The sequence below is a fragment of the Enterococcus sp. FDAARGOS_553 genome, assembly GCF_003812305.1.
Lineage (GTDB): Bacteria > Bacillota > Bacilli > Lactobacillales > Enterococcaceae > Enterococcus_D > Enterococcus_D gallinarum.
Map to the genome: position 1 here is coordinate 401885 of NZ_CP033740.1, position 15603 is coordinate 417487.

The 15603-nt window shown below is 39.2% G+C and carries 12 protein-coding genes and 1 pseudogene; 3 read left to right on the forward strand and 10 right to left on the reverse strand.

The window, feature by feature from the left end; all coding sequences use genetic code 11:
* Nucleotides 1–5: 5 nt before the first annotated feature.
* The 8 genes from EGX73_RS02245 to EGX73_RS02280 all read right to left on the reverse strand — a co-directional run bounded on the left by EGX73_RS02245 (nucleotide 6) and on the right by EGX73_RS02280 (nucleotide 8430).
* Nucleotides 6–803 carry a PTS system mannose/fructose/sorbose family transporter subunit IID gene (locus tag EGX73_RS02245; protein ID WP_003125501.1) on the reverse strand — a complete coding sequence of 266 codons (798 nt, stop codon included), beginning with the start codon at nucleotides 801–803 and terminating at the stop codon, nucleotides 6–8.
* Nucleotides 796–1581: a PTS sugar transporter subunit IIC gene (locus EGX73_RS02250; RefSeq protein ID WP_003125499.1), complete on the reverse strand. Its 786-nt coding sequence runs from the start codon at nucleotides 1579–1581 to the stop codon at nucleotides 796–798. The genes EGX73_RS02245 and EGX73_RS02250 overlap by 8 nt, the downstream gene beginning before the upstream one ends.
* Nucleotides 1582–1599: 18 nt before the next feature.
* Nucleotides 1600–2082 (reverse strand): PTS sugar transporter subunit IIB, encoded by a 483-nt coding sequence (locus EGX73_RS02255; protein ID WP_003125497.1) that lies wholly within the window; start codon nucleotides 2080–2082, stop codon nucleotides 1600–1602.
* The gene (locus tag EGX73_RS02260) at nucleotides 2057–2497 is read right to left on the reverse strand and encodes a PTS sugar transporter subunit IIA (protein WP_003125495.1); all 441 of its coding nucleotides are present in this window, start codon (nucleotides 2495–2497) and stop codon (nucleotides 2057–2059) included. The genes EGX73_RS02255 and EGX73_RS02260 overlap by 26 nt, the downstream gene beginning before the upstream one ends.
* Before the next feature lie 79 nt (nucleotides 2498–2576).
* The gene (locus tag EGX73_RS02265; RefSeq protein WP_003125493.1) at nucleotides 2577–5303 is read right to left on the reverse strand and encodes a sigma 54-interacting transcriptional regulator; all 2727 of its coding nucleotides are present in this window, start codon (nucleotides 5301–5303) and stop codon (nucleotides 2577–2579) included.
* 311 nt (nucleotides 5304–5614) lie between these two features.
* Entirely contained in the window at nucleotides 5615–6376 is a 762-nt protein-coding gene (locus tag EGX73_RS02270; protein WP_005470423.1) for a formate/nitrite transporter family protein, read from the reverse strand.
* A gap of 285 nt (nucleotides 6377–6661) precedes the next feature.
* The gene (locus tag EGX73_RS02275) at nucleotides 6662–7027 is read right to left on the reverse strand and encodes a RidA family protein (RefSeq protein WP_123866699.1); all 366 of its coding nucleotides are present in this window, start codon (nucleotides 7025–7027) and stop codon (nucleotides 6662–6664) included.
* A 539-nt stretch (nucleotides 7028–7566) separates the two neighbouring features.
* Nucleotides 7567–8430: a helix-turn-helix transcriptional regulator gene (locus tag EGX73_RS02280; protein WP_034703999.1), complete on the reverse strand. Its 864-nt coding sequence runs from the start codon at nucleotides 8428–8430 to the stop codon at nucleotides 7567–7569.
* 699 nt (nucleotides 8431–9129) lie between these two features.
* Here EGX73_RS02280 and EGX73_RS02285 point away from each other — a divergent pair.
* The 3 genes and pseudogenes from EGX73_RS02285 to EGX73_RS16110 all read left to right on the forward strand — a co-directional run.
* Nucleotides 9130–11118, forward strand: coding sequence for a hypothetical protein (locus EGX73_RS02285; RefSeq protein ID WP_253764181.1), 1989 nt, complete (start codon nucleotides 9130–9132; stop codon nucleotides 11116–11118).
* Nucleotides 11115–12212 carry an ABC transporter transmembrane domain-containing protein gene (locus EGX73_RS02290; RefSeq protein WP_253764182.1) on the forward strand — a complete coding sequence of 366 codons (1098 nt, stop codon included), beginning with the start codon at nucleotides 11115–11117 and terminating at the stop codon, nucleotides 12210–12212. Before EGX73_RS02285 ends, EGX73_RS02290 begins: the two co-directional genes overlap by 4 nt.
* Nucleotides 12200–12739 (forward strand): annotated as a pseudogene (locus EGX73_RS16110) (ATP-binding cassette domain-containing protein); the annotation flags it as partial. The gene EGX73_RS02290 and the pseudogene EGX73_RS16110, both read left to right, overlap by 13 nt.
* A gap of 86 nt (nucleotides 12740–12825) precedes the next feature.
* On the opposite strand, the gene EGX73_RS02295 reads toward EGX73_RS16110, so the two are convergent.
* Both EGX73_RS02295 and EGX73_RS02300 read right to left on the reverse strand, forming a co-directional pair.
* Entirely contained in the window at nucleotides 12826–14529 is a 1704-nt protein-coding gene (locus EGX73_RS02295; protein WP_123866701.1) for a phospho-sugar mutase, read from the reverse strand.
* The gene (locus tag EGX73_RS02300; RefSeq protein ID WP_005470413.1) at nucleotides 14526–15593 is read right to left on the reverse strand and encodes a glycoside hydrolase family 130 protein; all 1068 of its coding nucleotides are present in this window, start codon (nucleotides 15591–15593) and stop codon (nucleotides 14526–14528) included. The genes EGX73_RS02295 and EGX73_RS02300 overlap by 4 nt, the downstream gene beginning before the upstream one ends.
* Nucleotides 15594–15603 lie beyond the last annotated feature (10 nt).

Genomic DNA, 15603 nt, shown 5'->3' on the forward strand with positions numbered 1-15603 from the left:
CAATATTATAGAATGCCAATCAAATGAACAGCGATCCCAAAAATAATAATGCCGATCGTAATCTTAGTAATGCTCGCTTTTTTTAGCAGCTTATAAATGCCAAAGGTGAAGGCTAGCGGCAGCATCTTTGGTAATATCTGATCCAGTATATCTTGAACCACGATTTCTGCTCCGCTGATATTCCACTTTAATGGAGTCGTGATATTCAGCATCGTCGCCACCATACCTCCAACAACACATAATCCAACGATCGTTGCTACTGCCATAATTTTATCCATCAAGCCCTCTTTTTGGATACGGTCCAACGAATTGACCCCTACTTGATACCCCAGTTTCAATCCAAAGATCCGAACCAATATATTTGGCAAATTATACAAAACTAAAAACAGCAATGGACCAAAAAGATTGCCATCTTTTGCGATCGATACACCAATACCGGCAGCAATGATCCGAACAGTTCCCCAGAAGATCGAATCACCGATCCCAGCTAAAGGCCCCATCAGTGATGCTTTGACAGCGTTGATTGATTGGACATCAAAAGCCGGATTGTTCGCATTTTCTTCTTCCATCGCTGCGCTGATACCCATGATCGTTGGTACTACCGCTGGTGTCGTGTTGAAAATTTCCAAGTGGCGTGTGATTGCTGCTGCTTGATCTTCTTTATTTCTATAGAGCTTTTTGATGACTGGCAACATGGCATACATGTAACCGACATTTTGCATCCGTTCGTAGTTAAACGCACCTTGAAGAGCAAAGGACCGCCAGAATACACTTTTTAGCTGCTTCTTCTCAATCTTATTCAAAATCGATCTCTCCTTCCGTCAAGTTATCTGGGACACTGGGGATAGACTCTTTCTTCTGTTCAATATAGAAGTGCAAGATCACTGCGATACAAGCACCGATTAAAGCAATCGCAGTAATATTTAGTCCTCCGTAGGCAGCTGCTAAAAAGCCCAAGAAAAAGAAGGGCGCCATTTTCTTTGAAAAAAGCATGTCCAGCAACAAAGCAAATCCGATGGCAGGAAGCAGATTTCCAGCTACAGATAACCCATCTAATATGACATTTGGAACAGCTTCGATCATTCCCGTTACCTTATCCGCACCTAATAAAATAGCTAAGAAGGTTGGTAGAAATGTACTTAAAAAGAACAAACCAACTGGAATCCACATACAAAAGGCTAATCCTTTGTAATTTGCTTCTTTCGCATAGCTATCTGCTTTGTGGGTAAAATAAGCATTGATGATCCGAACCAATACGCCTAAAGATTGCGCTAAAACTGCGATCGGCACAGCTAATGCTAAAGCTACTTCAACACCGCTATTAGACAAAATCGCAAATGCTGTTCCTAAAATCCCTCCTGTCACCACATCTGGCGGTGTAGAAGCCCCAATACCGGCGATCCCCATCCAGATCAATTCAAGTTGCGCCCCAATGATAATTCCATTCTTTACATCGCCTAAAACCAACCCCACCAATAAACCGGTAACAAGCGGACGATCAAACATCATCTGACCAAATATTCTGCCATCCAAGATACCGATTCCAGCAATTAACCCTAACATTATTGCTTGAGCAACCATCGTGTAACCCTCCTTCTTCTAAATGTCAAAGTCCGTCAACAATTTCTTTTTATCTCTAGGCAGCATCCGAAATTCTACTTGGACACCGGCATCCTTAATCATTTTTAAGTTAGCGATATCCTTTTCGTCCACTGCCACTAGATCCGTTAATTTCTTTTTCCCCTCGCCATAACGCAAACCCCCAACATTTAATGTGGTAATTACCCCACCTGAAGCTTCGACCAATCGGCGAGCATCCTCGGTCGTCTTAACTAAAACCAAGACATTACTCTTTTTTGATGATGCAAATTTTTGAACGATTTCTCCGGATTCCGCTACTCCTCGAATGTATAGAACAACATTGGAAGGTTTCGCCAGATTTAAAGCCATAGATTTCATTTGATCATTTTTGGCATCGTCATTTACCACTAAAATCGTATTGATCCCTAAGGCCGTCGTCCAGCCAAAAGCTACTTGGCCGTGGATCAACCGATCATCAATCCTCACTAAAGATATCGTCATTGTTTTGTCCTCCTTGCTGTTTGATTAGTTGATTAATGTGTAAAATTCCTTTCTTCCCTTCTTCTATTCCCCTAAGTACCCAATCCTCAACAGATAGCTCAGCTGTTTCCTCTGAGAGTATGAGAGAAAGTAACATAGGTAAATTGACACCGGTGATTAACTGGAATTCATATCCGTTTAATAAATGATTGGTAAATAGATTTGCCACACTTCCCCCAAAGACATCTGTTAGGACGATCAACGTCTGATCTTGATTCTGCTCTAAGTAAGCAGTCATCTCTGCTTCCGCATCATCACTCGATTTTTCTTTGGTCATTGAAAAACAATCGATCTCGATATCTTCACCAGCAATCAATTTCAAACTATCAATAATCCCTTTAGAAAATGTGCCGTGGGTTGCTACTAAATATTTCATCTCTTTTCCTCCTCACTACACTTTTTTATAATGCAAAAAGCGTGCCAACTAGTGACACGCTTCGAAAAGTCCTCATCTATCAGTCAAGAAAAAGGATATTATGGATATAGCAAATTTCTGGCAATGGAATCTGCACACTATAGATTGTTTCCAGCACACTGACCGCATCTTTGATCACTCTGATTTCACGTTGATGAATAAATACAAATTGTTCAAGATCTGCAAATTCGGTAATTTCTACTTGCCGTATCAAACGCTCTACCATGCAGGAGATATGAACATAAAGACCGATTTTTCGTGGATTCGTTAGCTTCAGTGCTAATCGTTCTTCCAGTGTGACAATTAATTCTTCTATGATCGACATGATTTTTTGAGTATCTAAAATAGTTAACGAATCGAGGACTCGAATGAGGGAAAAATTTTTTACCATCCGATCATTCACAATCTTCATGCCATTTTCATCCAAATCAACGCCAAAGATCTCTGACATTTTTTGCGCGTTCCCACCAGAGATAATGGTTTCTAAATAAACAAACTCGGCCTCTGGAATCAGAGGATCGTCGGTTCCAATAATGCCTAATAAATTATAGTGTTGAGAAATACTAGCGGGTATCCCGTTGGTAACCAATTCACTATATTCCATAGGGAAAAACGCTACCTCAAGCAATCCTTCCAAACATTCCGACAACATTTTTTGAATCTGAATCGCTGTACCTATCCCAGTAAAGCAAGTGGTGATTATCGCTTTTTTTTGAGCCTTTTCCGGTTCGAACAGTTGAATGTTCGGTGAGATCGATTCCTTCATCCGTTCCGCAATCTCGGTTAAAGGAGTGCCTTGAAGCATCATATTGCCAATCTCTAGTGCCATCAAAGTCCCTAGCTGATCCATACACAAAATTGGAACTGCTACGGTCTTTTTCAATAAATCATAGATCATATTCAACGACCCCATATCAATTAGGATTACCAGTCCTTTGACTGTTCCGTTTTCTCGTACATACTCTTCTACCTTTGTAGAGATGTCATGAATGGAGGCCTCGATTGGCATATCAAAGCTGGTAAATATTGACTCTCCTAGCATGCGATTACACACATTGGCGATACTGCTAGCGGTTGCGAAACCATGAGCAATGATCAATCCATCAATGTCTTTGCTCTTTCTTGTATAACGTAGTGTCGAAAAGAATAATGAGAAGAGATTAATGTCTAATGAATCGAACTGAATATCTAAACGTCGCTCAATTTCAGGAAAAATTTTCTTTAGCGTTTGCCGTTCTTTCCCATAATGCTGCTCAATGTAGGCTTCCAGTAAAAATTCAGAAGGCTGAGAAACGAAAGACGTTCTCAAAATATACTTGTAAATGTAGTGAGACACAAATAGAACGAAGCTTCCATCATAATGAAAGAACGCCTGATATTCGATTTCCCGAAATAATTCTTGCATCGTTTGATGCACAAACTCTTCCAAAGCAACTGGTTTTTGCTTTGAATCCGTAAAGACTAACCGATCCATAAAGCCAGCCACTTGTTGATCGATCAACGTACGCATCTCCGCATCCTCATCATTTTTTCTCAACGAATAAATTTGATTTAATCGATGAATAAACGCATAAAGGTCTTGCCGGCCATCATTTTCGGAAAGAGATTGTTTTTCCCCATCGAAAACGTAATTAGTTGACTCAGAAAACTGGCTAACGATTTTATTTCGAGGAAGCGTATACATTTGTGCGGGCAGATCCTTGATGGAAACATGGACTTCATCTGAAGTAACATTTTGAGAAATCGCACTGCCGCAAACATACTTAATGGCATTTTCAATTTCACCAATATTTCCTGAATAAATGGTATGAAGAAAAATATTCATTACCTGCGAGCTGACCACTATTTTCTTTTCAAGCCGTTTGCTTTCAACTTGAAAGAGCTTCTCGATAATTTCTTTTTTTTCTAAAATACTGCGTTCGCTCAGATTAGGTAAATAGATAGTAATAGGAATTCGACGCAAAAACGTCTGTAAAAAAGCGGTGGTTTTCTCAGTTGTCGCGAAGGCCAATCGGACAGTTGCTTTTCGCTCGGTTGATTCACCGATCCGAGAAAAGGTCCCTTTATCCATGAAAGTAAAAAGTTTCTCCTGTCCTTCCGCATTCAACCGATGGACTTCATCTAGAAATAGTAGACCACCATTCGCATCTTCTAATAACCCGCGCTTCTTTTCGTAGGCACCAGTGAAGGCTCCTTTGGAGTAACCAAACAATAATCCTGACAAGAGCTCTGGATTATTATAATATTGTGCACAATTTAATACTTTAAATGGGGCTGTTTCTGATAGAACTTCTGCTTTGACCATATATTCATACATGATTTGCACGAAATAACTTTTTCCGATGCCTGTATCCCCCATCACCATAACAGGAAGACCATTATTTGGATAAAATACAGCTGTCTTCAATTGTTCAATGGGTTCAGCCAAACTTTTATCGTAACCGATCACTTTTTCAAATACACGATTGATAGGTACTTTCTCGATTTTGTCGCTTAACTCTTTTACTGAATTCAGGACTTCAGATACTTCGATAGCGAACTTTTCTTGATAACCCCCTCGATTGCCAAACAAGACGGGCCGTGTATTGATTTTAAAAAAAATGCCTTGATCAACAAAACGATTGGCCAATCGACTCGCTTGTGTTCGACTAAAGGAGAGTTGAGCTTCAATATCGGCTGTTGTAAACAGTCCCGATTCAACCGCTTCTTTAGTAGCACGATTCGCTAATTCTCGGCTCCATGTAGTCACTTCTACTTCAACATTCATTTCTACACCTCTTTCTTTGCCCTCGAAATAACAAATGTTAAAAAAGAGTATACCACGGAAAAATTTCTTTTAAAGACGAAATTAAATCTCACAGAGAATCGCTTTCATTTATTTGTTATTTCATGGCCTGTCCAATGCCTCATACTTTCTGTTTTTATTACTAAACAACTTTGTCACAAAAAAAACATCGAAGCTGTTCAAAACGCGCTTCGATGTTCTTTAGTAATTTTATTTTTACAATGAACCAAGTTTCCATATAAAAAGCTCATTATCAACGAACGAATAGGATTGTGTTGTTATTCGAAAACTTCTTAATGATGTTTGTAGCTGGCATAGTAAAAGCCGGATACAAATAGCGCACCTCCGATGATATTCCCAATATAGACAGGAATAAAATTCGCAAAGAATTCCAACCATGTGCCGTGGCCTTCGAAGATCGCTGCTGGAATGACAAAACAATTTGCCACACTATGCTGAAACCCGATGGCAACAAAAATCATGACTGGAAACCATATCGTCAATACTTTCCCAGCCGCATCTTTCGCACCATAAGACAACCATAATGCTAAACCGACGAACCAGTTACAGCCGATACCAGAACCAATTGCTTGTAACCAAGACGCAGCTATTTTATGATCAGCAAGGTGAATGATTTGGTCTAAATAAACTCCTGAACTTGTCAATCCAACAAAGTGACCAAAAAAATACGCCACAAAGATCGCACCGACCATATTAGCTAAGGTAATGATCAGCCAGTTTTTCACTAGTTGCAGAAACGTGACTTTCTTATCCATAAAAGCAATCGCTACCGCCATCATATTCCCTGTGATCAATTCACCGCCCCCAAGCAGGATGACGATCAATCCGATTGGAAAAACCGCTGCTCCAACTAGACTGGTGAGACTTGAAAGTGATTCTGGAATAGAGGCAGAGACTCTAACATAGGCTAAATAGCCAAGAGAGATCATAGCCCCTCCGATAAATCCTAAAATAAGTTTCGCAATGATCGGTTTTTGTACTTTTTTGGTGCCTAGATGAATACTAATGTCCATAATTTCTTCTGGTGTGTGCATAACTCTTTGATCCCTACTTTTCCAATAGATTTTCTGATATAAAACAATAGTGATTTCCTTCACATTTCCATCAACGATTATAACACCATCGTTTTTGATTTTGCATTGTTATTGTAAAAAAATTCACGAAATTTTCATCAGATTCTATTAAAAAATCCCCGGTTAAATCAACGTCCGTTGTTTACCGAGGAATCCGTTTGTTTTTGATCTGGGGAAGCACTCTAGAAGCAAATCCCCTTCTTGAGTTGAATATCTTAGAATTGAATGACTAATTCAGCTCTTTTATTATTCAAAGTCCTTTCCTTTAAATGCGATGGCATCCACTTGAAACAAGATGCCTACCTCACCACGGTGCGCAAAAGAAGTCTGAATAGACTTTCTGACAGGGTATTGTCCATTAAATTTTTCTTTGATGATTTTTTCCATTATCGGAATATCAAAGATATCTTTGAAAAGAGCGTCCATTTGGACCACGTCTGCTAACATAAGTCCCGCTAGTTTCAACCGTTCTTCCAAGTGATCGAAAGCACCGATTATTTGTTGTTCGACCGATTGTCCGATATTTCCGACACAATAGCCAACAAAGACTAAATTCCCAGCCTCAATCACTCCTGAATTTGCCCAATCTCGGTTAATGTCATAGCGCTTCATCTAACTCGCCTCCTGAAATAATCTATTTAAATTTTTGTCTGAAAAAACAGCCTCTGGTTTCTTACTAAAATACATAAAATTGTTCTGCTTTGTTCCAACGAGATACTCAACACCTCTCAATGCCTCCTCTGCTTTTTCTGCACCTTTAATTATCGCCTACCACTTAGAAAATGAGGCGACATGTTTGATGTAAAAAAAGAAAGGTTGCGTCTTGTTCCCCTACCTTCAACAGTGAATCAAAACAGCGATTCGAACACACGTGATCCATATTGCTGCTCGTTCGATAGCTCTTTTCGCTAATCGCTTTGATCCTTTTAGAAAATAATCTCCAACCAGGCGCTGGAAAAGCATAGTTACGTCTCAGACTTTTACTCTCACGAATGATTCAGCAGGGCAAACAAAAAAAGCCAGTTGATCCTTCAATCAACTAGCACGAGTGGAAACAGACCGGCAGCCACTACTCCCCGAGTCAGAAACGAAAACAGTTAGGTAGCGGTCAATGTCTTTTTGCTCACTACCCCCTCCTTTAAGCAGCCTGCTTACGAAGATATATCGAGAATTTTTCTAAAAGCTGTCGACTGGATGATCTTACTAAGAATGGTATAAGTTTGTCGATCATTCTTTCTGAGCAAGTTTAAGATATTCGTTACTTCTGCGCGATCTTCTGCTAGAAAGGCTTTAAAAAAAGCAAAGTAGAGCTGCGTGGTCAGAGAGAAGGTAGAATCAGTAAGCGATTCCGTCAATTTTTCATCTAAGAGTGATGCCTTCTCTAACTCATTATTTGTAATCAAGAATTGAATCATATTGACATACAATGCGCCGATTAGTCGATCAATCAACTCTGGGTAAAGTGACCACCAAGTGATTGCGGCAGCAATCGCTTTTGAGAGTAATGGCTCAATTCGTTCTTCCTCATCAAAAAAGATAAAAAAAGTTGTAATGAACAATTCCAGTTCCATCATTGAAAAACTCTCAAGACGTGTGAAATATTCTCTTAAAGTCACTAAAGGCCAGTGATCGATGGTCGGTTTTAGTGACCAAGCCAAAGCATATGCTGCAGAGCTGATCAACCGATCTGAGCTTATCTCTGACGCTTTATTGTCCCTATAGATCACTAATAACTTATCGACAGAATGCAGATTGAAGTCATAGTAAATAGCAATGACGTCTCTAATCGTGATTCGTTTAGTTGCAGGATTCTCCTTATCATAAAGGAAGAAAAATTCTGGTTCACTCATATTCATATTTTCTAAGATACGCTTGAATTTAAATGCTTCGATCGCATACTCTCCTGCTTCAAATTTCGCATAAAAGCTGCGGGAAGCTACACCTGAATAAACTTCTTTTTGAGTGTAGTGTTTCGACATTCTGATTTTTTTGATCAATGGGCCATACGCCTTCATCTGACCACTCCTTTTCACGTATAGTATACTACACATTTTTAAATACGGGGGAACATTTACCGATGATATAGTAACGGTAACAAGTGGAAAGGTGGTGTTCAGATGAATACAGTACTAAGCTTACAAGCATTTAAAGAAGATTCTGCCGTTTCTCCAAATTCAATCTTTACGTTTAAATGTCAAATCTCACTAAAAGTACCAGCAACAAAATAAATGCGATTAAAAAAGAATAGAATACTCCCCCCTTGGTCATTCTATTCTTTTTTAATTAGATACAAAGAGATGTCAAAGTCCCCCTTGCTTAGGTTTGATCCTTGTCGAGCAAAAGGGGAATAAAGCCAGTTTTTCAAAAAAATGAAATCAATACGTCAAGAAAAGAGGGAATCAATGGATTTCATCAATACATTCCACTTCATCTATCCTGATCTAAAAAATACATATACAGATCAAGCATTTACTTATTTAAACATTAACCAGAACGTTCCCAAGCAAGGATGGAAAATTCATGTTTCTGCTACTTATACTAATTATTTTTTGATACTGAGCGAATGTATCTCATGCTGTATCGAAAATGATGTAGATATGAAATTTTTGAAGAATCTTGATCAGTTTACAAACAACCTTTCTAAAAGTACCCCTAGAGCCTATTCAGGAAAGTTCATCACAATCTATCCCTCAACTTTAGAGAAGTTTATTGTGATGTGCGAAAAGTTATATACCCGATTAAATGATTTTCAGGGACCTTACGTTCTTTCAGACAAGAGATATAAAGATTGTAAAGTCCTCTACTACAGGTATGGACGTTGTCGAGCGGACGAAAATGAATCAGAGACAGAAAGAAAGCAATTAATTTGTCCCGATGGCTCTATTATCGAAGACAAACGGTTGCCTTATTATTCTCAGCCGCCTTTTGTACAAGATCCTTTTCATGATAGTTCACAACAAGAGAACCCATCTGCATTGCTGAATAATAGATACAAAGTAGAAACAGCTGTTCATTACTCCAATACCGGCGATGTATATTTAGGAACGGATACTATCGGCAATCGAAAGGTGATTATTAAAGAAGCGCGCCCCTATATCGAATCCTCTTCATCAGGTGATTGTATTGACATGCGCAAGAAAGAAATAGCCTTCTTTAACCTTTTTCCGCAGTATTACCCAAAGGTTTATGACAGTTTTTACGAGTGGGAGCATTATTTTACGGTAGTCGAATTTATTGAAGGACCCACCCTCTCTGAGTTCTCAGATCGAGTAGTTGAAGAAGTGTATTTCGACGATCTTACTGGCAGCTATCGCCAGGATGCTCAAAAGATAATCATCGAGTTAATGAAAATGATAGTAGCGATTCATAAATTTGGAATCACGATTCATGACATTTCCAATACTAATATTATGTTACGAGACGGACAGCCAGTAATCATAGATTTTGAAGGTGGAAAATTTGCTTTTGAACAATACGATTACATCGTAAAGACTCCTGGTTTTGATAATGGGGATCATTCAATCGACAGAATGAAGCGAGATTATGTTTCCTTAGGGCTCCTGATTATTAACCTTTTCATCGGAACAAACCAACTGGCGCAATTGGATCAGCAAGCAGCACTGGAGACATTTTATCTTTTTGCTTGTCATTATCAGCTAGACCCTCGTTATTATTCACTGATCAGCAATTTACTATTGAGACCTCATTCGACGAACCTTGAAATCCAGCTCCATCTTATGTGCACCCACCCACTTGAAGCCGTCTCATTAGCGTATAACGAAATAAAAGAAAATCTATTAGCTGATGATCTTTCCAACGTGGATAAGAATGCAGTTCATTTGATCGACTCAAAAAGCAGTTCGGTTGATTTAACAGACTTAGCAAACGAAAAAGAACTATTCATTTTGGCTTATCTCAGTTATTTAATGGACAATCAAAAAATAACTTTTACAAATAACATAGATTTCTCTTTTGAAAAAATAGGACATGTAAATAAAACCGGTTCGGTTGATTATGCTCACTTGATTATTCTTGTTTTGGTTATGAGTCCAGCAGAAACGATCAATCGATTGAAACCTATGATTCACCTCTGGATACAAAAATTAATCGGTTCTCAGAATCAAGATGGCAGCTTTATTTCAGAATTTGATGGGGTTGAGGGAGAGGGGCTTCTTGATGGTGCAGCAATGATCGTCTGTTCATTGGTGGAAGCTTATCGTTTTTTTCGTGAGGAAAGAATACTCCAGAGTCTTACTGATTGGCTGAACTATACAGAAAAATTTGGCAAGACACATTTCCCGCAAATCAGTAAAAGAAATGCGAATAAATCACCTTATTTGGCAAATGGTAAAGCCGGTCTGCTACTGGCAAAATGGTATGTTTTGCGAAGTGGATTAGGGACAGAAGCCATGAAAAATGAAACCTTTGAGCAAATAAAAGAACTGCCACTGGTTTCTTCAAATGTCAGCTTTGGATACGGTATTAGTGGTATCGCCTATTTGAAAGTTCTGACAAATAATCTCAAAAGAAACGATTACAACTCTCTATTAACGAATCTACTATCCTACAAGGTCAATTTCAAAGGAAAGAATCGATACCCGGACTGCACCAATTCAAGAATAGAAGCGAGATTTCTCACAGGGGAAATCGGCGTCTTATTCTTAGTGGATTGTATCCGACAGAGATTGGAGGATCATCAGTGAAAACACTCTATAAACATTATAAAAGCAATATTCTTAAAATTTTGTTGCTGTCAGGCCTCTTATCCTTTTTACGCGTTCTGCCAAGTTATCTACTGGCTTTTGCCACGAATGCTATCTTTGCCAGAAATATCAGCCAATTTCTTTTTTGGGACCTAGTGATTCTCATTCTTTGGCTGATTTATGTCTGCTCAAACTATTTATTTTCAGTTTATCAGGAGAAAGAACTACAAAAAATCAGTCTTTCATTGCGAAAACGTGAAGCTGACTCTATCAAGACAGTCCCATTAGCAGACTTCAATAAAATCACGGCTGATGGCTATGTGTCCAAGCTGACAAATGATATCACACAAATCGAAACGCAGGGCGTGATGAGTTTATATCGTCTTTTTTCTAACGGATGGTTGATTTTGTTCTCAATTGTTGCATTGGCCCTTTTTAACCTTTGGCTGGTCGTTTTGGTCCTTGGTTTAACGGGATTGATCCTTTATATCCCTAATAAATTCGGGACAGTTCTTGTGGCGCTTGGACAAAAGTTATCTACTAGTAATTCCTCTTATACAAAAAGGATTGCCAATATCTTAAAAGGTTACAACGTTTTCCGTTACAATAATAGGCTGGCAGAAATTCCAAAAAAGATTACCGAATACTCTCAAGACCTTCCTGAGAATAAGGATGCCATTGCAAAAACAAATCACAAGATTATGAACCTCATTGCTTTTTCTAGTTTATTGAGTCAAGTAGTCGTAGATATTGTGACAGGCTTTCTGGCAATTATCGGACAAACGACGATTGGAGCTATTAGTTCCAGTGGCAATTTAGCAGCAAACATCTTTAACTCTGTATCGTTGGTAGGTCAATCGGCCATGGAACTAAGATCCATAGAGCCCGTCATAGAAACATTTTTTGTTGATAAGCCAATCGTTCGCGCCACGAAAAAAACCTACAACGAATTCACTGATTGTATACGAATCGAAAATTTATCTTTCGGCTATGACGCAAATCTTCCGATCCTAGAAAATTTCAATTTAGACATAAAAAAGGGGGGAAATATCTCCTCACGGGTGATAGTGGCAGCGGAAAAAGTACTTTATTAAAAATCTTGATTGGTGATTTGGAAGGCTATTCAGGCGAAATAAAGGTGGATGGTCATCAGTTGATGGATATGGATAGCCACTCTTTTATTCAATATATCGACCAAGACAATTATTTGTTCAACACTTCTTATAAAGAAAATGTCGCTCTTTGGAACAACTACGCAAACACAGAAATAGCCGAAGCATTGAATAAAGCCGCGGCAGATTTTGTAGATGATATTGACAAAGTAGTTGAAAACAACGGTACCAATCTTTCCGGTGGACAAAAACAGCGCATTGGTTTAGCCAGAGCCTTTATTCAAAAAAAATCAGTCATCCTCTTTGATGAAGGAACCTCTTCATTAGATAAAAAGAATACGTTGCTCATTGAGAATCTCCTTTTGGAAGACAACGAGTTGACGGTTGTGATGATCAGTCATCATCCACTGGAAGAAAACCTTCATAAATTTGATCAAATTATTTCTATCAGCGCACCTTTAGCATCGGAAAATCAACTGATTGCAATGGCGAACGCTAGTCGTTCATGAACCGTGGAGCAAAAAATTCTCATTATTATAAATCTTCTGAAAAAAAGTGCCTCCCAATTTTTGGAGGACACTTTTTTGGAAGTCTTTTATTCAAATTTTAACAGCTGATGAAAAGCTGTTCGCAACTGCTGCATCTTCTGTGTAGCGGATGGTTGATTTGACGCATTGACAGAATAATAAATTTTAAACTTTGGTTCTGTACCTGAAGGTCTCAGACAGACCCACGAACCATCAGTAAATGTATATTTTAGGACATTGGATGATGGCAATGTAATTCTTTCGATTGATTGACCGGCAACCCACCGTTCAGAAGTCAGGAAATCTTCTTTGACCATTAAGACAAAATCCCCCAAATGAGAAAATGACAGGGATCTTAAACGATCTAGCTGCTGATTCATTTGCGACAATCCATCTTTGCCAGGAAAAACTTGGGTTTCTAATTGTTCCTCGTAATAACCATAACGGTCATAGATTTCATTCAAGCGATCAACTAAATCAATTCCGGAAAGGAAACAGTCCAGTGCGGTCTCAACTAATAATACAGCTGCTTGAATCGCGTCTTTATCCCTGACAAATGGGGCTACCAGGTACCCAAAACTTTCTTCATAGCCAAAAAGAAAGGTTTTATCTTTTGTTTCTTCTGATAATTGGATTTGTTCCCCAATAAATTTAAATCCTGTTAACGTGTTTCTAACTTCAATGCCATAAGCTTCGGCAATTTTTGCCCCTAAATCAGATGTTACAATCGTTTTTGCGATAAATGAATTTGCTGCTTGTTTTACTCGAACCAAATAATCAAGCAATAACACCCCTATTTGATTGCCATTTAGAAAGACTGGCTGTCCGTCCTTACGTACAACAGCACCCAAGCGGTCCGCGTCTGGATCTGTGGCTAGAATTAGCTGTGTTGGCTGTGTTTGAGCCTCTTTCAATGCTAGAGTAAACGCCTGTTGGTCTTCTGGATTAGGAGAAGAGACAGTTGTAAAATCAGGATCAGGCAGTTCTTGCTCTTTCACTGTCCGAAGATTCGTAAATCCCAAGCGTTGAAAGGCCTTTTGTATCAATACATTTCCAGTACCATGAAGTGGGGTATAAACCATTGAAAGCTGTGATCCAAAATGGCGGATCCTTTCAGGATTTTGGGCCACCTGAATCAATTGATCTAAATACAACGCATCTACTTCTTTCCCAAAAATATCAATCAACTGTTGCTCGACATAAGTTGACAATAAATCCGCTTCGATCATTAATTCATTTTGAATACTTGCTAATATTCCCATCAATTCTTCGGCAGTTCCTAGTGTAATTTGACCGCCGTCCGAAGCATACACTTTAAATCCATTGTATTGCTTAGGATTATGACTCGCAGTGATCATGACACCTGCAAAGGCTTTATAATACCGAACTAGAAAAGACAATTGCGGGGTCGGACGTAATTGATCAGATAAATAGACCCGAATCCCCTGACTGGCTAATACGCGAGCGGTCCATTCCGCAAATCGTTTAGAACCATGTCGATTATCAAAAGAAATCACTACCCCCTGTTGTTCAGCATGCGCTTTTTGAACATAGCGAGCTAATCCAAGTGCTGCCCGCTTAATGGTGTAGTCATTGATTCGGTTGATGCCAACACCTAGCTCTCCCCGCATCCCCCCTGTCCCAAAAGCCAAATAGTCATAAAAGTGTTCTTCTATCACAGCAGGATCAGACAGAGCGAGCAGCTGATCTTTCAAGTTTGCTTCCAAAGATGGATAATCTAACCATTCTTGATATTTTCGTTGCCAATTCATTTTGTTTCCTCTTTTAATTGTTTGAGAATCTCTGCAATCGACAAGGTGCAGCCAGCCATTGAAGTATCTGCTACGCCATAATACATCGTCAATTGATCAGCAACTAGAATACCACCACAGCCAAAGACGACATCGCCGAAGAACCCATTCTTCTCATAATCAGCTTCTGGTTCCATGATTGGTTTTTGGCTTCTAGCAAGGACTCTTGTTGGGTCTTGCAAGTCTACTAAGGCTGCGCCCATACAATAGCGATGTTCGGGAGTCGCACCATGATAAATAATCAGCCAGCCTTCGTCGGTTTTAATAGGAACTAGCCCGCCACCTACACGCCCACTATCCCAACAATCTTCACGAATCCCTAGTAAATGTCGGTGCTGCCCCCAGCTAACTAAATCTGGCGAAGAAGCAATCCAAATGTCATAGTTGCCAATACTTTTCAGAGAAGGACGGTGTAAAGCGTAATAACGCCCATTGATTTGTTCTGGAAAAATCAGCACATCTTTGTTCTCTGGTGCAAAGATATTCCCTAAATCTTGATAGGATTGAAAATCCTTGGTAGCTACTAATGAATCACAAACACCCATTGGTGAGACAGAACTAAAGTTGATATAGTAAATATCGCCAATCTGTGTGCATCGCGCGTCTTCGATGCCATATGATTGATATTCATTGAAAGGATACAAGAATGCCTCCTCATCAATCGTAAAATGATGCCCATCTTTACTGCGGGCAATTCGAATATAAGAAAGAGATGTCAGATAGACAAAACTATCCAACTTGTCTTTTTTGCGGATCATTCTCGGATCGTCAAAATCATAATCTGGATCATCTCGGTGGAATGTTAATACTTCCATCGTTTGTGTTCTTGGATCAAATACAGGCGCTTTAATAACGTTAAGGTCGTCAGAGATTGGGCGCTCTGCCACACGTAATAAAAGTAAGACTTCATCGTTGTATTTTGCTACTCCACCATTAAAGGCGCCAATCACTTCATACCCTTCATGTAATGGTTTCACATCTGCGGGAGTGATCAATGGATTTTCATTAAAACGTTCTATTTTCATCTGCTTAACC